The sequence below is a fragment of the Chitinophaga filiformis genome (assembly GCF_900102545.1).
GTDB lineage: Bacteria > Bacteroidota > Bacteroidia > Chitinophagales > Chitinophagaceae > Chitinophaga > Chitinophaga filiformis.
The window spans coordinates 386558-411505 of sequence record NZ_FNBN01000007.1 but is presented as its reverse complement, the minus strand read 5'-3'; the positions used below and the strand labels follow the sequence as shown (position 1 = coordinate 411505).

At 46.2% G+C, this 24948-nt stretch carries 19 protein-coding genes; 13 read left to right on the top strand and 6 right to left on the bottom strand.

Annotated elements, in window-relative coordinates; translation table 11 throughout:
* The first annotated feature begins 599 nt into the window (after nucleotides 1–599).
* Nucleotides 600–1757, top strand: coding sequence for a homogentisate 1,2-dioxygenase (locus BLR32_RS25910; protein ID WP_089836085.1), 1158 nt, complete (start codon nucleotides 600–602; stop codon nucleotides 1755–1757).
* 49 nt (nucleotides 1758–1806) lie between these two features.
* Here BLR32_RS25910 and BLR32_RS25905 read toward each other — a convergent pair whose 3' ends face one another.
* Nucleotides 1807–2007 carry a hypothetical protein gene (locus BLR32_RS25905; protein WP_089836083.1) on the bottom strand — a complete coding sequence of 67 codons (201 nt, stop codon included), beginning with the start codon at nucleotides 2005–2007 and terminating at the stop codon, nucleotides 1807–1809.
* Between the two features lie 134 nt (nucleotides 2008–2141).
* Between BLR32_RS25905 and BLR32_RS25900 the strand changes: the two genes are divergently transcribed.
* Together BLR32_RS25900 and BLR32_RS25895 are read left to right on the top strand one after the other, a co-directional pair.
* Entirely contained in the window at nucleotides 2142–3134 is a 993-nt protein-coding gene (locus BLR32_RS25900) for an aldo/keto reductase (RefSeq protein WP_089836081.1), read from the top strand.
* Nucleotides 3135–3391: 257 nt separating this feature from the next.
* Nucleotides 3392–4174: a fatty acid desaturase family protein gene (locus BLR32_RS25895; RefSeq protein WP_089836079.1), complete on the top strand. Its 783-nt coding sequence runs from the start codon at nucleotides 3392–3394 to the stop codon at nucleotides 4172–4174.
* Here BLR32_RS25895 and BLR32_RS25890 read toward each other — a convergent pair whose 3' ends face one another.
* Together BLR32_RS25890 and BLR32_RS25885 are read right to left on the bottom strand one after the other, a co-directional pair.
* Nucleotides 4175–5323 (bottom strand): FAD-dependent oxidoreductase, encoded by a 1149-nt coding sequence (locus tag BLR32_RS25890; protein ID WP_089836077.1) that lies wholly within the window; start codon nucleotides 5321–5323, stop codon nucleotides 4175–4177.
* A 26-nt stretch (nucleotides 5324–5349) separates the two neighbouring features.
* Nucleotides 5350–5946: a TetR/AcrR family transcriptional regulator gene (locus tag BLR32_RS25885; RefSeq protein ID WP_089836075.1), complete on the bottom strand. Its 597-nt coding sequence runs from the start codon at nucleotides 5944–5946 to the stop codon at nucleotides 5350–5352.
* Between the two features lie 231 nt (nucleotides 5947–6177).
* Between BLR32_RS25885 and BLR32_RS25880 the strand changes: the two genes are divergently transcribed.
* The 9 genes from BLR32_RS25880 to BLR32_RS25840 all read left to right on the top strand — a co-directional run bounded on the left by BLR32_RS25880 (nucleotide 6178) and on the right by BLR32_RS25840 (nucleotide 20239).
* The gene (locus BLR32_RS25880) at nucleotides 6178–6762 is read left to right on the top strand and encodes a TlpA family protein disulfide reductase (protein ID WP_089836073.1); all 585 of its coding nucleotides are present in this window, start codon (nucleotides 6178–6180) and stop codon (nucleotides 6760–6762) included.
* 393 nt (nucleotides 6763–7155) lie between these two features.
* A complete protein-coding gene (gene hppD / locus BLR32_RS25875) occupies nucleotides 7156–8292 on the top strand; it encodes a 4-hydroxyphenylpyruvate dioxygenase (protein WP_089836071.1) in 1137 nt (378 codons plus the stop codon).
* Nucleotides 8293–8605: 313 nt separating this feature from the next.
* Nucleotides 8606–8824, top strand: a complete 219-nt coding sequence (locus tag BLR32_RS25870) for a hypothetical protein (protein ID WP_089836070.1) — start codon at nucleotides 8606–8608, stop codon at nucleotides 8822–8824.
* A gap of 43 nt (nucleotides 8825–8867) precedes the next feature.
* Nucleotides 8868–9644 (top strand): L,D-transpeptidase family protein, encoded by a 777-nt coding sequence (locus BLR32_RS25865; RefSeq protein WP_089836067.1) that lies wholly within the window; start codon nucleotides 8868–8870, stop codon nucleotides 9642–9644.
* 160 nt (nucleotides 9645–9804) lie between these two features.
* Nucleotides 9805–10380, top strand: a complete 576-nt coding sequence (locus BLR32_RS25860) for a gluconate 2-dehydrogenase subunit 3 family protein (RefSeq protein WP_089836065.1) — start codon at nucleotides 9805–9807, stop codon at nucleotides 10378–10380.
* Nucleotides 10381–10429: 49 nt separating this feature from the next.
* Nucleotides 10430–12127, top strand: a complete 1698-nt coding sequence (locus BLR32_RS25855; protein ID WP_089836063.1) for a GMC oxidoreductase — start codon at nucleotides 10430–10432, stop codon at nucleotides 12125–12127.
* An 81-nt stretch (nucleotides 12128–12208) separates the two neighbouring features.
* The gene (locus BLR32_RS25850; RefSeq protein WP_089836061.1) at nucleotides 12209–13906 is read left to right on the top strand and encodes a GMC oxidoreductase; all 1698 of its coding nucleotides are present in this window, start codon (nucleotides 12209–12211) and stop codon (nucleotides 13904–13906) included.
* 716 nt (nucleotides 13907–14622) lie between these two features.
* Nucleotides 14623–18171, top strand: a complete 3549-nt coding sequence (locus tag BLR32_RS25845; protein WP_143011594.1) for a hypothetical protein — start codon at nucleotides 14623–14625, stop codon at nucleotides 18169–18171.
* A gap of 262 nt (nucleotides 18172–18433) precedes the next feature.
* Nucleotides 18434–20239: a glycoside hydrolase family 35 protein gene (locus tag BLR32_RS25840; RefSeq protein WP_089836057.1), complete on the top strand. Its 1806-nt coding sequence runs from the start codon at nucleotides 18434–18436 to the stop codon at nucleotides 20237–20239.
* A gap of 194 nt (nucleotides 20240–20433) precedes the next feature.
* On the opposite strand, the gene BLR32_RS25835 is transcribed toward BLR32_RS25840, so the two are convergent.
* A complete protein-coding gene (locus tag BLR32_RS25835; protein WP_089836055.1) occupies nucleotides 20434–20793 on the bottom strand; it encodes a winged helix-turn-helix transcriptional regulator in 360 nt (119 codons plus the stop codon).
* Between the two features lie 151 nt (nucleotides 20794–20944).
* Between BLR32_RS25835 and BLR32_RS25830 the strand changes: the two genes are divergently transcribed.
* On the top strand, nucleotides 20945–21742 hold the full coding sequence (locus BLR32_RS25830; protein WP_089836053.1) for an SDR family oxidoreductase: 798 nt from the start codon (nucleotides 20945–20947) through the stop codon (nucleotides 21740–21742).
* A 68-nt stretch (nucleotides 21743–21810) separates the two neighbouring features.
* Here BLR32_RS25830 and BLR32_RS25825 read toward each other — a convergent pair whose 3' ends face one another.
* Both BLR32_RS25825 and BLR32_RS25820 read right to left on the bottom strand, forming a co-directional pair.
* On the bottom strand, nucleotides 21811–23757 hold the full coding sequence (locus BLR32_RS25825; RefSeq protein ID WP_089836051.1) for a glycoside hydrolase family 97 protein: 1947 nt from the start codon (nucleotides 23755–23757) through the stop codon (nucleotides 21811–21813).
* A 35-nt stretch (nucleotides 23758–23792) separates the two neighbouring features.
* Complete coding sequence (locus BLR32_RS25820) at nucleotides 23793–24923, bottom strand: glycoside hydrolase family 88/105 protein (RefSeq protein WP_089836049.1); 1131 nt, start codon at nucleotides 24921–24923, stop codon at nucleotides 23793–23795.
* Nucleotides 24924–24948: the final 25 nt, after the last annotated feature.

Below are 24948 nucleotides of genomic sequence, written 5' to 3'. Positions count from 1 at the left end.
CGGTGGTAACCATTTTGGCCCTGGCGTTGAGACCCCGGGCTACAAACACGGCGACCCCTAACGGGGTCTAATGCAGGGGATGATCCTGTATTGTTACAGTGGTAACTATTTTGGCCCCGGAGTTGAGACCCCAGGCTACAAACACGGCGACCCCTAACGGGGCCTATTGGCGCGGATGATGTGTATTGTTAATACGCTTTTACCATGCCTTTGACATGCCTTTGATATGCCTTTAACGTGGACTTGATGCCTCCATTATCCCGTTTTAACCCAATCTCGATCCGATTCCTTACATTTGCCTTAACCACGTTAATTCATGCCTTATTTCCGCAATTTCACATATCATATAGACAAGCGCCACTGGAAGTATTGCTTCCTGCTGGAGGGCATTGTAAGCCGATAGGCCTTGTTTCCCCGTATTCCGTTCCTTATCTGGCTGTTCCCGGTAAGGGGTTCCTTATTTCCTTTACAGTTGATCTCCCGGATGACAGGTACGGATACTTGCCAGGCAGTTATGCTGTTTATTTCATTGTCATAAAAATGTCATTCAATATTCCACGGTCTTTTACGAAAGTGAAAGGCTGAAAAAACAATTCATCATGCCGCATTATCATAAGTTGGGGAACATTCCTCATAAACGCCATACACAATTCCGTAAGCCAGACGGTTCGCTTTATTCCGAACAGTTATTCTCAACAGAAGGGTTTTCGTCCAATTCTACCTTGTTATACCACTGCCATCCGCCAACAGAGATTGTGAAGGTGGATACGCCTTATAGCGTTGCACCGCGTGTTGCGGAAGAGAAGATGCTGAAACACCGTAGCTTCCAGGGATTTAATATTCAGCCGGAGGATGATTTTCTGCAAAGCAGGAAACCGGTATTGGTGAACAGCGATTGCCATATTGTGCTGGCGGCTCCAAGACAGAGCATGACAGATTATTTCTACAAGAATGCTGACGCTGATGAACTAATATTTGTACATGAAGGTTCCGGTGTATTGCATACGCAGTACGGACAATTACCTTTCGGATATGGGGATTATCTGCAGGTGCCCCGGGGAACTATTTACCAGATAAAATTTACGGGCACAGAGAACCGTCTGTTCATTGTAGAGTCATTCAGTCCAATCCGTTACCCCAAACGTTATCTCAGTCAGTATGGGCAGTTACTGGAACATGCACCGTATTGTGAGCGCGATATCAGGCAGCCGCAGAACCTGGAAACCATTGATCAGGCAGGCGATTTCCTGATCCGTATCAAAAAGAAAGGAGTGATGTATCCTATTCACTATGCACATCATCCGTTTGATGTGGTGGGCTGGGATGGATATGAATATCCTTTTGCGTTTTCCATTCATGATTTTGAGCCTATCACAGGACGTGTACATCAGCCACCGCCGGTACATCAAACTTTTGAGGGACATAATTTTGTGGTATGTTCTTTCTGTCCGAGGTTGTTTGACTATCATCCGCAATCTATTCCTGCACCCTACAATCACAGCAATATAGACAGTGACGAAGTGTTGTACTATGTGGACGGCGATTTCATGAGCCGCAAGCATGTAACAAGAGGAATGATCACCCTGCATCCGGGTGGTATTCCGCATGGACCACATCCCGGCGCTGTTGAAAAAAGCATAGGGGCGAAGGAAACAAAGGAACTGGCTGTTATGGTAGACACGTTCCATCCTTTGCAGATCACACAGGAGGCGCTTGGGATAGAAGATGAAAATTACGTAATGAGCTGGGCTGAATAGCCTACAGGCTTTCTTTGTTTACCAGGTACATCAGTGCTGAATAAAAGGATTATTTTTCTTCTTCATCACCTGATATTTTTCCTTTATCTTTTGCAAATTCTTCCGGAGTCTGAAGAGTACCACCCTCTTCAGGCTCCAGGTAGATATCGCTTGTGTTTTCTTTCTTGCCCTGTTTATTTATGTGCTCTTTATTGAGTGCTTCATCTTGTTGTTTGTCAGCAGGCTTTTCATTAGCTTGATTATTTCCCATATACCTGAATTTTAAGGAAGGAGTACTAAATCTGTGCCACGTGACTATTTTAATTCATAGTAGTGGGTACTCAACCGTAATCTATATTTTTATACAACGCTTTTATAGACAACGTAAATAGAAACCAATAAATAATGGAATACAGACAATTAGGAGAAAGCGAACTGAAAGTATCAGCAATTACATTTGGTGCATGGGCCATTGGTGGCTGGATGTGGGGTGGAACTGAACATACCGATGCCGTAAAAGCGATTCATGCATCTGTTGACGAAGGCGTTACATCTATAGACACTGCACCGGTTTACGGGCAGGGACTGAGTGAAGAACTGATAGGTGATGCACTGAAAGGATTGGACAGAACTAAGGTGCAGGTGTTGACGAAATTCGGGATGCGCTGGGACCTGGCATTAGGAACACTGGCGTTTAAAAGTAAGGATAACAATGGTAAAGACATTGATATCTATAAGTACTCCGGCAAGGAAAGTATCATACTGGAATGTGAGAACAGTCTCAGAAGACTGGGAACGGATTATATCGATCTGTACCAGATCCACTGGCCGGATGTAACCACACCAATTGATGAAACCTTTGAAGCTGTTTTACGTTTGCAGGAGCAGGGAAAAATCCGCGAAGCGGGTGTAAGCAACTACAACGCAGCACAGATGAAAGAGGCAGAGAAAACAATCAGGCTGGCCTCTAACCAGGTGCCTTTCAGCATGGTGGAAAGAGAGATCGAAAAAGAACTGGTGCCTTACTGTATTGAGCATAAAAAAGGTATTCTGGCTTATAGTCCTTTACAGAGAGGTATTCTGAGCGGTAAGGTTAGGCCTGGTCATCAGTTTGGGGAAGGAGATCATCGTCCTAATACCAGGTTTTACCAGCCGGAGAACCTGAACCGTATCAATGCGTTCCTTGATCAGATCAGGCCTATGGCGGAAAGTAAAAGTGTGACACTGGCGCAGCTGGTGATCCGCTGGACCATTGACCGTCCCGGTATTACAGTAGCACTGGTAGGCGCACGTAATGCGGAGCAGGCTATCCAGAATGCAAGAGCTATCAATGTAAAACTGAGTGCTGAAGAAATAAAGTTCATCAATGATAAGCTGTACCAGGTACAGCTGGTCTAAAAGATGAATTGTCATATTTGAATGCGAATCAACTTTGTCAGGCTAATTCAGGATTGTTTTAAAGATGAGTTCATGACTAATCTCTGTAATTGATCAAATATTTATTTACCTACGGCTGTTACAGGTCAATTGAACAGAGAACAAAAACCGGGTCGTTCCGCGAGGGATGGCCCGGTTTGTTTTTCGGAGATGACTTTTATCATATGCCAGGGCTATACGATCCGTACTTTTGAGTAACCCTACTAAAATTCCTATACATGACACATGCAGAAATAGTAAAAAAGGTAAGCTGGAAAGACCTTAAAGACTTATCTGTCAGGGAAATGCTGATTGAAAATAACCTGACGCTTCCCTGGTTGTTTTCCTCCTGGATACTGGCATATTTTGGCTATTACATACTGGCATTACCCTGTTCCGCCTTTTTCTTTCTGACCGGATTACGACAGGTGCATAACGGATTTCATAATTCTCTTGGCACCAACCGGTTCCTTACATGGTTCACGCTTTTCTCGAATAGTGTGCTGATGATGGCCTCTATTCATGCGGTGAAGTTCAATCATATCCGGCATCATAAGTATTGTTTGTCTGATGAGGATTATGAAGGGAAATCGGCCGGCATGAGCTGGTATGGCGCTATCTTTTATGGACCTGTTCACATGTTCCTGATCCATAAGGTAACACTGCAGTTAGGCAACAGGAAGTATGTGCGGAATGTACTGGCCGAACTGGCTGCCATTGCCGCTTTTGCGTTTATTGTGTTTTATTTTAAGATACCATTCCTCATCTATCATGTCATCGTGATGGTGATAGGAGAATTCCTGATGGCCTTCTTCGCAGTATGGACAGTGCATCACGATACTGAAGAACATCCTGAACTGGCCAGGACACAGCGGGGTGGCTGGAAGAATAAAATTACTTTCAGCATGTTCTACCACCTGGAACATCATCTGTTCCCTGCGGTACCAACCATTAAACTGCCGGAACTGGCGAAGCGTATAGACGAGGTATTGCCGGAGCTGGAGAAGAAGAATACGTTTTAGTTAACTGACAGTCTGCCGGATGAATGGGATCGCGTCTGGCGAGTGCAGTGCATCTGTTGATTCGAGTGTCTGGGCGGCTGTTTCTGATGCTCTTGTGCGCATTTGTTGTTCATAATAAGCAATGGCGGCAAGGGTATCCGGAAAGTCATCATTAGTGAGACATTGACCCAGCTCCAATGCATCCAGCATAGCCATATTAACGCCTTCACCTGCATAGGGAGGCATGAGGTGTGCGGCATCGCCCAGCATAGTGATATCAGGTAAAGGTTCCCATGTCTGATCTAATGGCATGCAGTATTGTGGGCGAGTCACAAAGTGTGATGATGCATTTTCAAACAGTTCATCCCATACAGGCGCCCAGCCAGCGAAGTTGGTTTTGAACCAGGCGAATACCTGTGCTTTATCAGAGAAGTCAATCCCGCAATCACGGCTCCAGTATTCATCAGTTTTACAGCCTGTATAAAATACCAGGCTACCATCTCCTTTGGAACTTACGATTAAGGATTTATCATCGCCCAGGACAAAGATCTTACCGTTCTGTAACAGACGATGTATGTTGGGGCAGGCCGTAGCAGAATTGTACACCGCGCCTTCTACTACTGTCAGGCCTGCATAGAAAGGTTTGATGGGTGTGATGTAAGGACGGATCTTTGAATTGGCGCCGTCTGCAGCAATTACGATATCTGCAAAAGCGGTAGTGCCGTCGCGGAATGTGAGTTGCCAGCCTCTGTCCAGTCGCGCGAGAGATACAAAATGACTGTTCCATACAACAGTATCTGGATGTAATGATTCCAGCAGAATTTTCTTCAGTGGACCGCGATCTATTTCAGGGCGGAAGTATGCTTCATCACCTTGTTCTCTTTCACTGTCTTCCATTACTACGTTGGCGTGTTTATTCATCACACGCAGCCTGTCTGCTCCCGGACGGTAATTGGCTTTGAATGCTTCCATCAGCCCTGCTTCACGCAATGCTTTTAATCCTGATTCAAAATGAAGATCGAGTGTAGCGCCTTGTGCTCTGGCATCTTTACCGGGATCTCTTTCATAGACTTTTACGTCGGCATTTTTCATTTGGAGGATTCGGGCAAGGGTAAGGCCTCCCGGGCCACCTCCGACGATGGCAATTTTCTTGTTCCTGAGGATACTCATATGTGTTGGTTTATTAGTGCATAGTCTTATTTCAGTAAGCCTTTAATAACGGCATCACAGGAGTCGGAAAACACCTTTTCTGTGATGAGTTGTTTAGGCCGATTCAGGCAATCAAAGTATTCATTGATCAGGTCAAATGCAGGAGAGAACAGGATGGCTCTGTAGGCTTCCTGTGGAAGCTTTCTAATAACTCCTGCCTTTGCGTGTCGTTCGAGGAAACGGTGGATAGGAGCGAAGTAGTCTCCTTCCTTTATGTCTCTTTCCTGGTATGCTTTATACAACAGGGGAGAAGACTTGCCATATTGCATCAATACAAAGGCATGTCTGTTATTTTTAAAATAGCGGAAAGCGTTTGTCCAGAGTCTTTTTACGCCTTCAGCAAATTCCATGTCCGCGTTGAATTTTTCCAGTATGGCCTTTTCATAAGCGCCGAGTACTTCATCTACAAAAAGTTTGATCAGGAGGTCTTCCTTGTTCTCGTATTTGATGTAGATGGTACGGGGCGATATATTAGCTGCTTTTGCCAGCTTCTGCATGCTGAGGTTTTCCAGGCCTTCTTCAGCAATGATCTGCAGGGCGATGGTGCGGATTGCTTCCTCTTTCTCCAGGTTTTTAGGTCTCATGCAATGTCTTATTTCCCGTTTACAGGACAAAAGTAAGTAAATGTTTGTTTACTTATGATTTATTTTTTGTGAACTTTATGGTAAAGCATTTTTAAACTGTTTAACAAAGCAGGGCAGGGGAGTCAGCGTTGCGGAAACGGAGGAATGGGTACTGCCTGCTTATCCGCTTTCTGCTGCGGTGGCTGTTACCCGCTAAAGTTGTAATTTAGTGCTGCAAACAGCTATGCACTTATGAATCTGAGACGTTTATTCTCATTGTCGAATATTACAACAGCCATCATGGTCCTTTTCCTGATACTGGTATGGGTGAATCCATCGGTAAAGGCAGGTGTGATGCAGGGATTGATGAAGGTGGGATTGTTCCAGCCGGGAATGCCTGAAGAGGTGAGTCCGGAGAACAACCTGGCGCCTGATATGGCTTTTACTGATGGTGAGGGTAAAACGTTCACACTTTCTTCCCTGAGGGGAAAAGTGGTATTCCTTAATTTCTGGGCTACCTGGTGTCCTCCCTGTCGTGCTGAGATGCCTTCTATCAATGCTTTGTATGAAAGATTCCGGGAAGATAAGAATGTGATCTTCCTGACGGTGGATACAGATGGTAATTATAAGAAAGCAAGTTCTTTCCTGAAAAGACAGCAATACAGTCTGCCGTTGTATGTTGCAGACAGTGAGATTCCCCGGGAGTTGCTGGGGAGGTCTATTCCTACTACGGTGATCATCAACAAAAAGGGACAGATTGCTTACCGGCATGAAGGGGCTGCCGATTATGGCAACGAAAGGTTCATGAGTTATTTCGAGAAATACATCCGTAAGTAATACTCACATAGTCCCTCAATTTTGAATCCTTCTTATCCAGCTGTATTCTTTACAGTATTATTTGGATTTAATATCACGAAATGCTAATATTGCATTAGCAACTAATTTATGCTTCATCTGCATACATACCATAAAATATCCGATCAGCGTCACAGCAAGTACTACTTCCTGATGGCTACGCTGGCTATGGATTCCGCACTGTCCTAGTGCAGGTATGATACTGCCTTTAAGGGCGTTTTGTTTTCCTTTTCACATTTTATTTACTGCTTTTCTCCACGCCCGTTTACAGTGGTTCTACCTGTCATTTCTTCAATGCACTGAGGCATTGTTTCACATGCTATTACGTGTAGTCAAAAATATTTCATACACCAAAACTTCTAAAACCAATCCATCATGCATACAACTTCAGACGCCGTAGTATCGGCTGTTCCTGCCGATGTACAGGACTTTCTCCCATTAAATGGTACAGATTACGTTGAGTTTTACGTGGGGAATGCCAAGCAGGCTGCCCATTTTTATAAGACAGCTTTTGGCTTCCAGTCGCTGGCGTATGCTGGTCCGGAGACCGGTGTAAGGGACCGCGCTTCCTATGTGCTGGTACAGAATAAGCTGCGCTTTGTGCTGACCACACCGCTGAATCCGGACAATGAGATTGCCCATCATATCCAGGAACACGGTGATGGCGTGAAAGTGCTGGCCCTCTGGGTGGACGATGCCCGTTCCGCTTTTGAAGAAACTGTTAAAAGAGGGGCAAAGCCTTACCTGGTGCCTACAACAGAAGAGGACGAATTTGGTACCGTGGTGCGCAGTGGTATTCACATATATGGCGATACCGTACACCTGTTCATCGAACGTAAGAACTACAATGGGCCTTTCCTCCCCGGTTATAAAGAATGGCATTCAGCTTACAACCCTACAGAGACCGGCCTGCTGTATGTAGACCATTGCGTGGGTAATGTGGGTTGGCATGAGATGAACACCTGGGTGGAGTTTTATGAAAAGGTGATGGGCTTCCGTAACCTTCTGTCATTCGATGATAAAGACATTTCCACGGAATATTCTGCCTTGATGAGTAAGGTGATGAGCAATGGCAACGGCCGTGTGAAATTTCCTATCAATGAGCCGGCAGAAGGTAAGAAAAAGTCCCAGATAGAAGAATACCTGGATTTCTACCGTGGCCCGGGTGTACAGCACGTGGCTATCGCTACCAATAACATCATTGAGACAGTTACCGAGTTGCAGAACAGAGGCGTGGAATTTCTGAAGGTACCAGGTTCATACTACGACACCCTGCTGGACAGGGTAGGTCATATTGACGAAGACCTGCTGCCATTGAAGGAATTGGGTATCCTGGTTGACCGCGATGATGAGGGGTATCTCCTGCAGATCTTTACAAAGCCTTTGGAGGACCGTCCGACTGTATTCTTTGAGATCATCCAGCGTAAAGGGGCTAAATCCTTCGGGAAAGGCAATTTTAAGGCGCTGTTTGAGTCGATAGAAAGGGAACAGGCCCTGAGAGGGAATTTGTAGAGCCCTGGCTTTTGGAGGGATATACCGCTATAATGCCTCTTTGTGTGACTGGCCTCGAGACCGTATAATACTGGCCTTGTGACAGGTAGGGAATCCTTCCAGCGCCGACAGGCAACTATAAAGCTTTCATTTCTCTGAGAATAGATCAGGGATCTGGATATCATGCCGCTAATACTTCGGGTCCCCCGGGGTAGAAGCGGGCCAAGACCACTGGCAGCCATGATATTCCGGTTCCTGATTTTTCATTTGACCATTTCATGGTATTGTAAATGTTCCGGAATTTAAAATAATTTGCATAAGAGATCGTTTTCTTATGAGAGTACAAACTTTGTTAGGGGTATTATTTCTGCTGGGTGGAATTTTTCAATGTATAACGGCTGTATTGATCTACCAGGGCGAGCGTCACTACATTTTACGCTTTGCCAACCGTAAGGTAGGTATGGTTATATATGCTATTTTTGCATTGTTGCTTTTCTTCCTGGCTTACCGGACTTTCAATATGCAACCACAGCAAAATGCTCCCGTAAGATAGGTTTTAAGCGTACGTGAATTTGTAAAATTGTGTTAAAATATCTATGAAGCAGGTCGTTTTAGCAGTTTTAATCCTGTTGGGAATAGGCAAGGTGCAGGCCCAGCAGCAATCATTCCTGGACAACCAGAAAATGTTCCCGAAAGTGGGGTATGCCTACAGGGACAAAGAAGAACAGCTGAAGGAGGAATTTAAGAAGAAGGGACTGGTCTATCCGGCTAAATACATCTTCTTAAGATCTTTCAAACTGGACAGTGAACTGGAGATCTGGGTGAAAAATAAAGCCTCGGATACATTCCAGCTGTTTAAATCATACAGGGTATGTACGCTGTCAGGGAAAATGGGCCCTAAACGGAAGGAAGGAGACAGGCAGGTACCGGAAGGTTTCTACTATATCAACGATTTCAATCCAAATAGTAATTATCACTTATCACTGGGTATTAACTATCCCAACTTTGCCGACAGGATCCTGAGTGACCCGAAAAAACCGGGAGGGGAGATCTATATTCATGGCAGCTGCCTGACTATCGGTTGTATTCCTCTGACAGACGATTTTATCGAAGAAGTATATATCCTGGCGGTGAATGCCAAGAATGCCGGACAGGATTTCATTCCTGTACATGTATTCCCGGTTAAGTTCGGAAACTCCCGTTCTATGGACTATCTGACTAATTTCGCAACGAGAGAGAAAGAGAAAGATAAAGACAGCACAGCAGTAGCTGAGAAGCTGTGGGCTGAGCTGAAAGGGGCGTACGAATATTTTGAGACCCATCATAAGTTACCGGTTATACTGGTAGACGAAAAGGGCAAATACATCATGTAAGATATCTCAACCAAATGGATAGAAAGGGCGTTTCGTTTTAAATGAAACGCCCTTTCGCTTTTTTACATTTTTCAGATTTTAACCTTCCATTTGATTATTTTTTTATGAAAAGTCATTTTTTTTTTGAAACTTAGGGCGAAAGGTCAAATCAATTTACTATATGAATAGAAGAGAAGCCATCCGGAACGTTGCCCTGTTACTGGGCACCGCTATTTCCGCGTCCACGTTGTCAGCCCTGGAAGGCTGTAACCCGAAGGCACCTGATAACTATGCCCTGCAGGCGTCTGAGACTAAGAAAATCCTGGCAGAGATAGCTGAGACGATCATTCCGGAAACGACTACACCCGGAGCTAAAGCGGCTAAAGTAGATGAATTCATCGTTGTGATGCTGAACGACTGTTATAAGGCAGAAGACCAGAAAGTTGTACTCGACGGTCTGAAAAAGATCGATGAGGCGAGTGAAAAACAATTCAAGAAGCCTTTTGTAGACCTGTCTGACGAGCAAAAGAACACGGTACTTACTGCAATTGATAAAGAACGTGTTGACTACAATAAAAGGGAAAATAAGAAGGAAGGCGATCCTACCCATTATTTCCAGATCCTGAAAGAACTGACCCTGACCGGTTACTTTACTTCAGAACCAGGCGCTACGAAAGCCCTGCGTTATGTACCGGTACCTGGTAAGTTTGAAGGTTGTATCCCTTATAAGAAAGGGGACAAAGCCTGGGCTGTATAAGTCCTTGTAAGGAAGAGAATAAGTATGTCAACAAAAAAACAAGAATTCCATGAATCTGAATATGAAAGCTCAGGAGCAGAACACGTATGATGCAATCGTAGTTGGCTCCGGCGTAAGCGGTGGATGGGCTGCCAAAGAGCTCACCGAGAAAGGTCTCAAAGTATTAATGCTGGACAGAGGAAAAAAATTAGAGCACGTTAAGGATTACGAAACTGCCACAAAAGATCCCTGGGAATTTAAACATCGCGGACGTATTACCATTGATCAGCGTGAAACGCATCCTAAACTGAGCCGCGATTATCCATATAGTGAGCACAACGAGAAATACTGGATCAACGACTCTCAAAGCCCATATAATGAAGTGAAACGTTTTGACTGGTACCGTCCTGACATCGTAGGTGGTAAATCCATCATGTGGGGCCGTCAGTCTTACCGTTGGAGCGATATCGATTTTGAAGCGAACCTGAAAGATGGTATTGCGATCGACTGGCCGATCCGTTATAAAGACCTGGCGCCATGGTACGATTATGTAGAGAAATTTGCAGGTATCAGTGGTTCGGCAGAAGGTTTGCCGCAATTGCCTGATGGCCTGTTCATGCCTGCCATGGAAATGAACTGTGTAGAGAAAGATGTGAAGGGGAAAATAGAGAAGGCTTTCGCCGGTCGTAAAATGACCATGGGCCGTGTGGCTAACATCACGCAGCCATTACCAGGCCGTACGCAATGTCAGTTCCGTAACCTGTGTAGCAGGGGCTGTCCGTTCGGCGCTTACTTCAGCACACAGTCATCCACACTGCCGGCAGCTGTGGCCACTGGCAACCTGACCCTGCGTCCGGACAGTATCGTGAACTCTATCATTTACGATGAGAAGCTGGGCAAGGCTACAGGCGTGCGTGTGATTGACAAGCATAGCAAACAGATGACTGAATATTACGCGAAGGTCATCTTCGTGAATGGTTCTACACTGGGTACTACCTTCGTACTGATGAACTCTATCTCCAGCCGTTTCCCGAATGGTCTAGGCAACGATAGTGGTGTACTGGGTAAATACCTGATGGACCACCACTTCCGTACCGGCGCATCCGGTCGTGCTGAAGGCTTTGACGATAAGTACTTCTTTGGCCGCCGTGCGAATGGTATTTACATTCCACGTTACCGTAACATCGGCAGCGATAAACGTGATTACCTCCGCGGTTTTGGTTACCAGGGAGGCGCCAGCCGTGGTGGTTGGCAGCGTGGTATTGCTGAAATGGGTGTGGGTAAAGACTTCAAAGACGGACTGTCTGAACCTGGCTACTGGAGCATGGGACTGGGTGGTTTCGGAGAGTGTCTGCCATATGAAGACAACAAAGTAACGCTGGATACATCTGTGAAGGATGACTGGGGACAACCGGTATTGAAATTCGATGCAGAATTCAAGGAGAATGAAATGAAGATGCGTAAGGATATGATGAATGATGCAGCGGAAATGCTGGAAGCTGCCGGTCTGAAAGATGTAAAAACATATGACGGCGGTTCTTATCCAGGTATGGCGATCCATGAAATGGGTACTGCCCGTATGGGACGCGATCCTAAAACTTCCATCCTGAACGGCTGGAACCAGGTGCATACTGTAAAGAACGTATTTGTAACTGATGGCGCCAGTATGACGTCAGCAGCCTGTGTGAATCCGTCGCTGACCTATATGGCAATGACTGCCAGGGCAGTGGATTATGCGGTGAAAGAACTGAAGAAAGGAAATATCTAATATCGGTTAGGAATCAGGAATGGGTGATTACCGGAAATATTCCGGAACCCTTACTCCTGGTTCCTAATTTAATTTAAGACTATGCATCTCAACATTAGAGCGGAGAAAGAAAATACCTATGATGCTATTGTGGTTGGCTCAGGTATCAGTGGTGGATGGGCAGCAAAGGAGCTGAGTGAGAAGGGATTGAAAACACTGGTGCTTGAACGTGGCCGTAATGTAGAACATATAAAGGATTACACCACCGCTATGAAGGCACCCTGGGAGTTCCAGCACCGCCTTAACCAGACATTAGAACAGAAGGAGAATCATCCCATACAAAGTCAGTGTTATGCTTTTGACGAAGCAACACAGCAGTTCTGGGTAAACGACAAAGAAAATCCATACAATCAGATTAAACCATTCAACTGGCTCCGTGGCTATCACGTAGGCGGACGTTCCCTGATGTGGGGCCGCCAGGTGTACCGCTGGAGCGATCTTGATTTTGAAGCGAATGCGAAAGACGGTTTCGGTGTTGACTGGCCGATCCGTTATAAAGATATTGAGCCCTGGTATGATTATGTGGAGACATATATCGGTATCAGCGGACAGGCAGAAGGGCTGCCACAGTTGCCCGACGGGAAGTTTCTCAAGGCGATGGAAATGAACTGCCTGGAGAAACATGTAGCCGGCAGGATCAAAGAACAATACAAGGACCGTATCATGACCATCGGTCGTGTGGCCCATGTGACCGAGAAACATAACGACAGAGGGCCTTGCCAGTTCCGTAATCTTTGCGCCCGCGGATGCCCTTTTACGGGTTATTTCAGCAGCAATGGGGTAACATTGCCGGCGGCAGCCAAAACAGGGAATATGACCCTGCGGCCTGATTCTGTTGTGCTGGAAGTGATCTATGATGAGCAGAAAGGTAAGGCTACCGGCGTGAAGATACTGGATACACATACCATGCAGACGATAGAATATTATGCGAATATTATATTCCTGAATGCATCTACATTGGGTACCGCGTCTATCCTGCTGAATTCTGTTTCCCACCGTTTCCCGAATGGATTTGGTAATGACAGTGAGCAGGTAGGGCATAACCTGATGGATCACCATTTCGGCGTGGGCGCTGGTGGTGAGTTTGATGGTTTCCAGGATGAGTATTATAGCAGCGGACGCAGGCCTAATGGTATCTACATCCCCCGCTTCCGTAATGTGAACGCGGCTACCAAACGTACTGATTATGTGCGTGGTTTTGGTTACCAGGGAGGCGCTGATCGTAATCGTGGTACCTCTTTCGATGGTATTGGCGGTGCATTCAAGGAATCGCTTTCTGAACCTGGTACCTGGACATTCGGTGTCGGTGCATGGGGTGAGCACCTGCCTTACTATGAGAATAAAGTAACGCTGAATAAAGACAAAAAAGATAAATACGGTCTGCCTACTCTGGACATTGACTGTTCTTTCAAAGAGAATGAACTGGCTATGAGAAAGGATATGGCGGAGAGTGCGAAAGAGATGATGGAAGCTGCGGGGCTGAAGAATGTGGGTACTTATGATAGTATGCCGCCTCCCGGACACTGTATCCATGAAATGGGGACTGCGAGGATGGGACGCGATCCGAAGACTTCAGTGCTGAATGGCTGGAACCAGGTGCATGCAGCGAAGAATGTATTTATTACAGATGGTGCGTGTATGGCGTCTTCTGCTTGTCAGAACCCGTCTATTACTTATATGGCGTTGACGGCGAGGGCGTGTGATTATGCGGTGAGAGAGCTGAAGAAAGGTAATTTGTAGTTTGTTGAATTGAAATAATGGAAGTTGTATCAAAGGTAATTTGGTACAACTTCTTTTTTTATGCTTCTTTTTTGCGCTAAGTAGCTTCGGTTTACGCTAAGTAGCTTCGGTTTACGCTAAGTAGCTTCGGTTTGCGCTAAGTAGCTTCGGTTTCAGTATGGGATGTCGGTCGGCGCCTCTCCTGTCTGGAATACTATTTGGCGTTGTCAAGCGAATAGGGGCTGGAATTAGATTGGGCAGCATCGGTCGTGTCGCCGGAGAGCCGAAGGCCCGACATTCCCATCTGAAACCGCGTGCTACTTGCGCGCTCCTATTAATGGGTAGGTGGCTAACTTGTCAGAGGGAAGGAGTTTGAGGTTGAGATTGAGATTGAGGGTTGATATTGAGGGTTGATATTGAGATTGCATCAAATTACGTTTGATATAATCTCTTTTTGTTTGAAAGAATAGTGGTAATATTTTTTTTGTTGGATGTTTCTAAATTTATTTACTTCGTATAAACGTCGCTTTTTCTGTTAATCCTTTTTGTTCGCGTGCAATCATCATTTCAAATCTGACCATACGTAACGTACATGTGAATGTGTGATCGTTATAAGCTTGCTTATAATGACAATCGCGTGCTATTATTTTAGTAGTAGCCTGGCGAATATGATGTCGTTACTGCAGATAAATCAGATAATAGTTAATCCTGTAAATCCAATAAATAACCATACTGCTATGAGATACCATCAATGGATTGTTAACACAATTGCAGCGGCAACATTGTTTGTGAAAGTTGTATCAGGGCAACAACCAGCTATGCCTGATCCCTTTTCCAGATTGTCTGCACCGTCACCGACTACGGCTTCTTTAGTGAAGTTTACAGATATTCCTGTGAGTGGTTTTAGCGGCATGCCCGAGATCAATATTCCGTTATACGAGATCAGTACATCCTTTGTTAAAGTGCCTGTTTCATTGAACTATCATGCGGCTGGTATTACTGTTGGTCAGGAGGCATCCAATATTGGTCTTGGCTGGGCGCTGAATGCGGGTGGTGTGATATCGAGGACTGTTTACGGTAGTGCTGATAACAGTACCTGGCAGCTGTATCGGATGGGTAGGGAGAACGCTTTTGATGTCAGGGATCCTGTAGATTATCAGCAGGCATATTCTCTTTCGCAGAACACGATTGATGGAGTGCCTGATCTCTATATGTATAATTTCCCCGGCTATAGCGGGAAGTTTATTATTGCAGATCAGATCAGGCAATTACCAATGACTAATCTCAGGATAACGAAGGCCAGCAATAATGAATTTCATATCGTGACGCCTGATGGCAATAAGTATGTTTTTGGTGCCACGGAGAGCAGTTATAATAAGTCGGATGGCGCCGGGAACATGAATGTTGTAGGATGGTACCTGACTAAAATCCTCTCTGCGGATAGATCGGATTCTGTCGTTTTTACCTATGCAGATACCCATTATATCAATAGCGGAGGAGAGAGTTTCATGCAGGAATTCTATCAGGGTGGTACCGGTGCCTGGGATGGGGAAGGAGTGGAGTCGCATAGTTTCTTTACGAATACACTGAGTGGTAAACAGCTTACAAAGGTTACATTCAGCCAGGGTAGTGTTGAGTTCAATATTTCCTGGAATACAAGAGAGGATATTGCCGTAGGAGACGCTGGAATGGTACCACTGATCAATACAATGATGGTGAAAAATAAGATAGGAACAGTACTCCGGACGATTAGTTTCAGGTATGGATATTTTACCAATAATGGTACCGGAACGGACAATAAGCGGCTTAAATTAACTGGTGTATACATCAATGGTGGCAACAGTACGGATACACTGAAAGCACAGCGATATAACCTATTGTACAATGGAATGATGCTGCCGTCTAAAAGCTCCAAAGGAGAAGATCATTGGGGATATTATAATGGCGCTGATGGCAATACAACATTGATCCCTTCTTATACGAATTGTGTTGATCGGCCATCGCCGCCGGATTGTTATAGTTGTGCGGGACAGCTGGGTACCTTGCGCTTTACAGGTGCTAACAGGGAATCGGATGGCGCTTATGCAGCAGCAGGTATGCTGGAAAGGATCACTTATCCTACAGGAGGGTATACTCATTTTGAATGGGAACCACATGACGTGGTGAATAACGATCCACCTGTAGTTACTTATCAGACAAAGACTATTGGATCGACAGGATCTTATCCCACCAGTACGACTTTTAAAAGGGACAGCTCTGCAGATTATTATGTTGATCCTGTCGCCAATCCAAATGGTATTTGCGCCACATTTACCGGTAGATTGAATATCCCTGCAAATGCGATAGATGATGCTGCAAAGATAGATCATGCTGCGGGAAGTGTTACTGTTTACAGGCGTGCTGGCAGAGTAGCTGTGGCCACTTTTGTATTTTCTTACAATGAGAATAATCAGTATAACCAGACAAGTAACCTTAACCTGGAAGGTGGTCAGCGTTATTTTATAATGACAGAAGTGAGGGACAACGGGTTTTCCGTAGTGGGCAATCTGAGTGGTAAGGTAGGCAGCACTACTACTGCCACGCCGAATAAAATAATAGGAGGTTGCCGCCTGAAAAGAATGACCTTCCGGGAGCCTGTGGCTGGCAAGTATATTGTCAAATCATATACATACAGAATACCTGGCGATACCGCCCATTCAAGCGGAAGATTATACAGGACGCCGATGTACAACAGGCCCGTCGTGAAGTTTGTGCAAACAGGTACAGGATGTGCTTACGCGATGTATACGGGCATCCGTTTATCTTCGAATAGTATGATATCGTTGGGGGCTGGGACGCATATAGGATATACTTATGTGCAAGAGAAGATGGGAGATAGCGCGCAGAATGGATACATCCTCTACAACTATCAGAACAGTATGAGCTTTCAGGGAGAATTTAACCCGGCCTGGAGAAATGGTTATCTGCGTTCAAAGACAATGTACAATAACCTATCGCAGCCTGTCAGCAAAGAGCGGAACGTGTATAGCCTGGATAGCAGGGGATTTACGGCTTTTGCCTGCAGCACCGTTGACTACTATGTGAAGCACCCATGTGCACCTACTGACAATTTCGAAAGTGATAAACCTGTTTTCGCAGGAGGAAAGAACTGGTTGTATCCTTCAGAATGGTTCCACCTGGATTCTACGGTAACAGAAGTGTATGATATGGATGTTCCTTCAAGGGTACTTACTTCTTCAAAAGCGTTTTCTTATGATAATGTATTGCATCTACAGACAAGTAAGATTATCACAAAGATTTCCGATGGAACAGAGCTGAGTACGATTGTGCGTTATCCGCTTGATTATACACTGCCGGCCGGAACGCTCACGACAGAAGCACAAGCGATCAAAAATATGCAGGCCGCCAATATGCATCTGCCTGTTGAATCGTATGAACAGCGGAAACTGGCGTCGCAGGTATTGCAGACAAGAGAGGCAACTTATATGGCGTATAAGTCGCTTACTACAGCATCCGGCCCGGTAGTAGTATTTGACAAACAGTATGACGCCGAAACGGACCTTCTTCCGGGAACCTTTGTGCCGTCGGCAGTGTCAGGCAATGGTATCACGAAGAGCGCGGCTTATGTGTTAAAGGTAACAGCGCATAAATATGATGCAGGTTACAATATCACTGAAGCTGAAAAGCAAGGAAGTGATCTGAGTGCTTATATATGGGATTACAACGGCAATTACATGGTAGCACAGTTCAGGAATGCCCGGCAGGCAGACGTTGCTTATGCTGGCTTTGAAGCGGATGGAAAAGGGAACTGGACATATACCGGCGCTGCTGTTCCGGATGCGACAACTATCACCGGGAAGAATTGTTATAACCTGGCAGCGGGAGCGATCACTAAAACAGGATTGACAACCGCTAAAAGTTATACGGTATCTTACTGGACAAAAAATGCGGCGCCATATAGTATTACAGGAACGGTAGCTGGTTATCCGCTGAAAGGGGAGACGACTAATGGCTGGACCTGTTATGAACATAAAATAAGTGGTCAGCCGGCGGTAACTGTCAGTGGCGCGGGACTCATTGATGAGTTGCGTCTTTATCCAGCGGATGGGGCTGCGATCACTTATACGTATGAGCCAATGGTGGGAGTGACCAGTATCTGTAATGAAGGGAATAAAACCAGTTATTACGGGTATGATAGTGATGGCCGGTTGGTGACGATAAAAGACCAGGATGGAAAGATATTGAAGCAGATGGAATACCAGTATCAGGGGGCTGTAGGGAGATGACTTCAGGTGCAGCAGGGATGATACCGTCTGCATTTTCAGCGCCTGCTGGTTCCGCGGCCTTGTTTTCTTTGAAATGCTTGTCAGGGGGAACCATCCTGATATGAATGATCTCCGGGGAATAATGGTACCATGCTTCATGCAGATAACGCTCCCCGGAGGATAATCAATATTATTTTCACTCATCTCCCAACAATCTTCCCAACCTTTTTATTATGACAGTCACATTTCCTATTTTACTTCCTCACTCAAGTTTACAGGCTCAATGAGAAAGATTGTAGTAATGAGCGCATTGGCACTGTGCGCGCTTACCACCACGGTATCCGCCCAGTCTAAGCACTCTTTCACCCTCGCAAAAAAAGACTTCCTGCTCGATGGTAAACCTTACCAGATCATCAGTGGAGAAATGCATCCGGCACGTATCCCGAAAGAATACTGGCGACACAGGATTCAAATGGCTAAAGCCATGGGATGTAACACCATCGCTGCTTATGTGTTCTGGAACTATCACGAACAGGAGGAGGGTAAGTTCGACTTCGCTTCTGAGAACAGGGATATCGCCGCATTTGTGAAGCTGGTACAGGAAGAAGGCATGTGGGTGTTATTACGTCCGGGGCCTTATGTATGTGCGGAATGGGAATTCGGTGGCTTACCGCCGTACCTGTTGAGAATTCCTGACATTAAAGTACGTTGCCTGGACCCGCGGTATATGGCAGCCACTGAGCGTTATGTGAAGGCACTGGCAGAACAGGTAAAGGGCCTGCAGATAACCAATGGCGGTCCTATCCTGATGGTGCAGGTAGAGAACGAATACGGCAGTTTTGGTAACGATAAACAGTATCTGTACAAACTGAAGGAACTGTGGGAACAGAATGGTATTAACGTACCATTCTATACAGCGGATGGTCCCGCAGCGCCATTACTGGAAGCAGGCTCAGTACCGGGTGCTGCTATCGGACTGGATTCCGGTAGCTCAGAAGGCGACTTTGCCGCTGCTAACAAGCAGAACCCGGATGTGCCATCGTTCAGCAGTGAGTCTTATCCCGGCTGGCTGACACACTGGGGAGAGAAATGGGCCCGTCCTGATAAGGCAGGCATTGTGAAGGAAGTGAAGTTCCTCATGGATACAAAACGCTCCTTCAACCTCTACGTGATCCACGGAGGAACCAATTTTGGCTTCACTGCGGGCGCTAACTCCGGCGGTAAGGGGTATGAGCCGGACCTGACCTCTTACGACTATGACGCGCCCATAAATGAGCAAGGCGGGGCTACTGAGAAGTACATGGCATTACGTGAAGCGATCGGCTCTTATAGCAAGAAGAAACTGCCTGCTATTCCGGCGGCAATCCCAACTATCACTATCCCGGATATCACACTGAAGCCTTACACCAGCGTATGGGAAAACCTGCCTGCTGCGGTGAAGTCTGTTCAACCTAAAACCTTTGAGGCTTATGGACAGGACTATGGCTTCATGGTGTATAAAACAACCCTCGTCGGTCATAAGAGCGGTAAGCTGGATATTGTCGAATTACATGACTACGCAACAGTATTCCTGAACGGACAATATGTAGGTAAGATTGATCGCCGACTGGGAGAACACAGCATTGAACTGCCTAAATCAGACGTGAAAGATCCTGTACTGGAAATACTGGTGGAAGGCATGGGTCGTATCAACTTCGCACAGGCACTGATCGACCGTAAGGGGATTACTGACCGTGTGACCCTGAACGGTATGACACTGATGAACTGGGAAGTATTTGGTCTGCCAATGAAGAGCGAATTTGTACAGCAGCTGCAACCTGCTAAGTCAGGAGATATAAAGCCAGGTGAGTTCTTTAAAGGTACCTTTACCCTGACCAACACAGGTGATACCTACCTGGACATGACCAACTTCAAGAAAGGCATGGTATGGGTAAATGGGCATAACCTGGGTCGTTACTGGGAGATCGGTCCGCAGAAAAGACTATATTGTCCTGCGCCATGGCTGAAGAAAGGTGAGAATGTGATTGTGGTGTTGGATCAGCATCAGCTGGACGCTGCGACAGTGAAAGGGGAGAAGACATTGGAGTAAGACCGATGATCATCAACGCCAGGAAGACAAAACATTTAACTAAGCAATAGAAGATCATTTCAGCAATGAAACAAGGGTGTATCATACTTTTGATATACCCTTGTTTCATTCGTATACCTGATGGGGATAGGTAGCTATTTAAGCGATTCCGAGGACCTTCGTTTATTTTTGATACATCTTTTTTTAATACAGATTCATCCCCTCTGTTTAACACTATTCTTATACCGGGTAATAGCATCATGCATTTGCCCACCCAATTCTGTCATAGCCATTAAAACCGGAATAACTGTTTGGCCGATCTCACTTAACTCATATTCGACGCGCGGTGGTTTTTCGTTATAGCTATGCCGTAGGATCAATCCGTCATCCTCTAATTCCTTGAGCTGTTCAGTCAATATTTTGCGCGATATATCCGGTATTTGTACTGCGAGCTTTCCAAAACGAACAGCACCATTTACCAGCCGGCCCAGAATAATCGGTTTCCACTTTCCCCCGATATAGGTCATCGTGTGAACAATCGGGCAGGTCGATGTATGTTCTTTAAATTTCTTCATTGGTTACATGAATGTTACCACTTTTGGCCTTTTAGTTACATGAACGTTACCGCCTATTTATGTGGTGAGAACGAATAGCAGCAACCGTTTCGGTTACTTTGTGGACTAATGTAAATCAAAGCTAACGATAAGGTAATAAAAAACAAATAGCATGAAAAGTAAACCAACAATTGATGCGGTATTAGCGGGTAAAATAGCACTGGTAACCGGCGGAACAAAAGGAATTGGTAAAGCGGTAGTTAAAAGACTGGAGCTGGCAGGCGCCACTGTTATCGTCACAGCCCGTAATCAACCGGAAGAACCCGATGCAACATATACATTTATTGCAGCAGACCTATCACGGGCTGAAGAGGTCAGCAAAGTAGCGAATATTATTCATAAGCAGTTTGGGAGGATAGATATCATTATCAATAACATGGGAGCAAACGTGTATCCGGGTGGAGGATTCAGTACTTTGACAGACGAACACTGGGATCAGGCGCTGCAGGTTAATCTGCTTTCTTCTGTTCGGCTGGACCGGGCCTTGTTGCCTGCAATGCTGGCACAAAAGAGTGGTGTGATCATTCACATATCATCTACCAGCAGCCAGTTCCCAATATGGGAGTCGACGATGGCTTATAGTGTTGCAAAGTCTGCGTTGAATACTTATAGTAAAGCATTGGCTACAGAAGTAGCTGGTAAAGGGATAAGGGTAGTAACCGTATCTCCCGGCTTAAATAAAACTGAGGCGATGACGTACTTTTTGGAAGATTATGCGAAACAAAGCAATATCAGTGTGGAGGAAATGACGCAGAATCTTTTTGAAAGGGTAGGGGGTGTACCAATGGGCAGAATGGCGGAGCCGGAAGAAACGGCGGAGCTGATCTACTTCCTTGTTTCACCTGCAGCTTCTTATATCACCGGCGCGAATTTAGTTATCGATGGAGGGAACTTTCCGGTGGTGAAGTAATAGTGTGCTTAGTAGTTTTCTTGCCGGCGTTTTTCAGCAGCTGCGCCGGCAAGAAAACATTGAGTTAATTATTGCTTCGTAATCCTCGCTACATAACCACCACCTTTCGCCAGCTTCAAAGTGATCTTCGAATGATTGTCTATCGTGCCGGATTCCATTTTACAATCTTTTGCATTCCTGTCTGCATTGATCCCATCTTTCCAGCTATCGATCTTATAACTGCCTTCCGACAGGAAAGAGAGATCGATGGTCAGCTCGCGTGGTGTCCAGTTGGTCATCGCACCAATGTACCAGTCGCCGTTGGGGGCTTGTCTGGCGACAGCTACATATTCGCCCACTTTTGCGTGTAAGGGAATTGTTTGTTGCCAGGTGGTAGGCACTGTTTTCAGGAATTCCATGGCCACAGGCTCATGATAGTAATGTGTAGGCAGGTCGCACAGCATCTGCAGCGGACTTTCAAACACAACGTACATCGCCAGCTGGTTGCAGCGGGTACCCAGCGTCATTGGTTCGGAAGGTACTGCTGCCCAATCATCACGTTGTACATTCAGCATACCGCCGGGGGTGAAGTCCATCGGACCGGCCGCCATCCTGATAAAAGGAATGGTGGTAGTATGTTCCGGCGTGATCCAGTCGGCAAACTTACTGATCTCGTTACCCAATACGCCTTCGGATGTCAGCACATTGGGATAGGTGCGGAGCCAGCCGGTAGGTTTGTAGGCGCCATGAAAATCTACCATCAGCTGACGGGCGGCCGCCGCTTTGGATACCTTTTCGTAGTAGTTGACCATATCCTGGTCATCACGCTGCATAAAGTCGACTTTAATACCTTTTACGCCCCATTCCCGGAACTTGTCCAGGGCCATGTCCAGTTGTTTGTCAAGCACCAGCCAGCTGGTCCAGAGCAGGATGTTCACGTTCTTTGCTTTGGCATAGTCTACCAGCTCTTTCACGTTGATACCCGGTGTTAACTTCATCAGGTCGCGTGTATCGCACCAGCCTTCATCCAGCAGCACGTACTCAATACCATATTTCGAGGCGAAGTCGATATAATACCTGTAAGTATCGTTGTTGATACCGGCGCGGAAATCTACGTCGTAGATGTTGTTATAATGCCACCAGTCCCATTGTACCTTACCAGGTTTTACCCAGCTATAGTCGCCTGTAGCAGGTGGGGCCAGCTGATATACCAGTTGATTGGTCAGCAGGTCGCCATCCTGGCGGGCTATCATCACAATCCTCCAGGGGAAGGATTGAGGGCCCTGAATGGCAGCCAGGTAATTTTCACGGGAAGTAACCTGTTCGTCCCTGTCGCTGGTAACTTTCTTTTCATGCGGATAGGCGGGGAAGACGGCTTTCAATTTACCGCCACCCTGACCCAGCAGCCACATGCCGGCATAGTTGAACAGACCGGATTCTGTGATCAGCAGTTTGGTGTTTTTTACTTCAAATAAAGCCGGCAGACTGGCCAGCTTTTTATCATCCAGGCTGTCCAGCTTATAATGGATGTATTTGCGTTCGTTGTGGGAGAACATGGCATCTTCCTGCGGATACCAGGAGCGGCCTTCTTTATCCATTACGAAACCAGCCTGTTCATCCAGCACTTTATAAGGCTTCTTACTGCTGGTAATCCAGTGCCAGGCGATGCCATTATCATAGGCTCGCCATTCCAGCGCCAGGCCATTGGTAAAATCGAGATGCAGTTCATTGTACTTGTCGGCGATGGACTTCGTCTTCTGCATAATAACAGGAGTGAGGGTACCATCGTGAGTGCCGGGTTTGGCTTTGCTGACTTTCCATGCGCCCGGTTTTTCTGCGTCCGTTCTGAACGATACCACTGAGGGTGCGATCAGTTCCTTATTGTCCTGCGAGAGACTATAGGAAATGTCTGTACCAACGGTGACCCTGAGTGTTACCGATTTGTCGGGAGAAACAACGGTGTATTGTTGCTGGGCGTGGATTCCGGATAAGTAAAAAAGAAAAATTCCTGTTATGGACAGGCCTTTGTACGTCATTATTCGTGGAAGTTTAGTGTCTCTTTTTGGTGCGATCAGTTGGCTATCAGCGCGGCAGCAGCCCATAGTATAGGCGCCTGGCCGTGGAGATCGCCGGTCACACGTGAACGGTTCAGATAGTACTGCTGATCGTTCTTTTTGTTGGTGCCTTCGCAAACGTCTTTCACGTCGCCGGCTTCATTGATATACCTTACCAGTGCGGTCCATGCGTTCTTGGCTACAAGGCCGTACTCTTTTTCTTCCAGCCAGCCTTTCTTTACGCCCACTATTATAGCGTAAGTGAACATGCCGGAGCAGGAAGTCTCTGCAAAGGAGGTAGGATCGTCGAGTAGCTGATGCCACATGTAGTTTTTGTCCTGCAGTTTCTTCAGGGAGGCCATCATTTTCTTATAGCCGTCCATAATCCTTGGTCTGTCGGTATGAGCAGCTGGCAGAACGCTGAGCAGTTCTGTCATACCTGCGGCCATCCAGCCATTACCGCGACCCCAGAGAAAGGGAGCGTCTGTAGCATGGTAGAACAGGCCATCCGGCTGTTGGATAGCATCCAGGTATACGACCATTTCCCTGGCGGCACGGTCGAGGTACTCCTTATTGCCGGTAGCGCGGAAAGCTTCCACCTGCAGCAGGGTGATCATGTACATGTCATCGATCCACATACGGGTTTGCCAGGAGAGGCCTTTGGATTGCAGTTCCTGCTGATTGGGCAGGGGATTTTCAGGTAGTTCCCATTGCTTGTCAGCAAAGCTTTTACCTTCTTCCAGATACTTCGACTGGTTAGTCTGCATGTACAGTTCCAGAGGAACTGCGCCAAATACGCTGTGGTCTACATGGTCTGGCTTAGGCACCAGGCTGTGGGATTGTGCGGTCAGTGGTTCATAGCGTGCAGCCAGTTTTTCTGCCAGCTCTCTGTTACCGCTTGCTTTTGCAAACTGCAGCGCGCCATACCAGGTACATACTTCGGGATAGGTAATGGATTGCGGAGCACCGGGATTGCCAAAATTTGAAAATGGTCCCGCCACATAGTGATTGGCAACGAATAACCCAATTACGGCTGGCTCTGTCCCCATTGGCCAGTCTTTAAAAATCTTCTGAGCAGATACGGTACCAGACGGTACCAGCAGGCCCATTAAGGCCATGATTGCCAGGTGTATTCTCAATTTGCGCATACAATGCTAATTATCAGGGTTGTAA

What these genes read in the sequence shown, in the direction of transcription:
- BLR32_RS25910 (WP_089836085.1), top strand. Translation starts at nt 600, where the DNA reads ATGCCGCATTATCATAAGTTGGGGAACATTCCTCATAAACGCCATACA.
- BLR32_RS25905 (WP_089836083.1), bottom strand. Translation starts at nt 2,007, where the DNA reads ATGGGAAATAATCAAGCTAATGAAAAGCCTGCTGACAAACAACAAGAT.
- BLR32_RS25900 (WP_089836081.1), top strand. Translation starts at nt 2,142, where the DNA reads ATGGAATACAGACAATTAGGAGAAAGCGAACTGAAAGTATCAGCAATT.
- BLR32_RS25895 (WP_089836079.1), top strand. Translation starts at nt 3,392, where the DNA reads ATGACACATGCAGAAATAGTAAAAAAGGTAAGCTGGAAAGACCTTAAA.
- BLR32_RS25890 (WP_089836077.1), bottom strand. Translation starts at nt 5,323, where the DNA reads ATGAGTATCCTCAGGAACAAGAAAATTGCCATCGTCGGAGGTGGCCCG.
- BLR32_RS25885 (WP_089836075.1), bottom strand. Translation starts at nt 5,946, where the DNA reads ATGAGACCTAAAAACCTGGAGAAAGAGGAAGCAATCCGCACCATCGCC.
- BLR32_RS25880 (WP_089836073.1), top strand. Translation starts at nt 6,178, where the DNA reads ATGAATCTGAGACGTTTATTCTCATTGTCGAATATTACAACAGCCATC.
- hppD (WP_089836071.1), top strand. Translation starts at nt 7,156, where the DNA reads ATGCATACAACTTCAGACGCCGTAGTATCGGCTGTTCCTGCCGATGTA.
- BLR32_RS25870 (WP_089836070.1), top strand. Translation starts at nt 8,606, where the DNA reads ATGAGAGTACAAACTTTGTTAGGGGTATTATTTCTGCTGGGTGGAATT.
- BLR32_RS25865 (WP_089836067.1), top strand. Translation starts at nt 8,868, where the DNA reads ATGAAGCAGGTCGTTTTAGCAGTTTTAATCCTGTTGGGAATAGGCAAG.
- BLR32_RS25860 (WP_089836065.1), top strand. Translation starts at nt 9,805, where the DNA reads ATGAATAGAAGAGAAGCCATCCGGAACGTTGCCCTGTTACTGGGCACC.
- BLR32_RS25855 (WP_089836063.1), top strand. Translation starts at nt 10,430, where the DNA reads ATGAATCTGAATATGAAAGCTCAGGAGCAGAACACGTATGATGCAATC.
- BLR32_RS25850 (WP_089836061.1), top strand. Translation starts at nt 12,209, where the DNA reads ATGCATCTCAACATTAGAGCGGAGAAAGAAAATACCTATGATGCTATT.
- BLR32_RS25845 (WP_143011594.1), top strand. Translation starts at nt 14,623, where the DNA reads ATGAGATACCATCAATGGATTGTTAACACAATTGCAGCGGCAACATTG.
- BLR32_RS25840 (WP_089836057.1), top strand. Translation starts at nt 18,434, where the DNA reads ATGAGAAAGATTGTAGTAATGAGCGCATTGGCACTGTGCGCGCTTACC.
- BLR32_RS25835 (WP_089836055.1), bottom strand. Translation starts at nt 20,793, where the DNA reads ATGAAGAAATTTAAAGAACATACATCGACCTGCCCGATTGTTCACACG.
- BLR32_RS25830 (WP_089836053.1), top strand. Translation starts at nt 20,945, where the DNA reads ATGAAAAGTAAACCAACAATTGATGCGGTATTAGCGGGTAAAATAGCA.
- BLR32_RS25825 (WP_089836051.1), bottom strand. Translation starts at nt 23,757, where the DNA reads ATGACGTACAAAGGCCTGTCCATAACAGGAATTTTTCTTTTTTACTTA.
- BLR32_RS25820 (WP_089836049.1), bottom strand. Translation starts at nt 24,923, where the DNA reads ATGCGCAAATTGAGAATACACCTGGCAATCATGGCCTTAATGGGCCTG.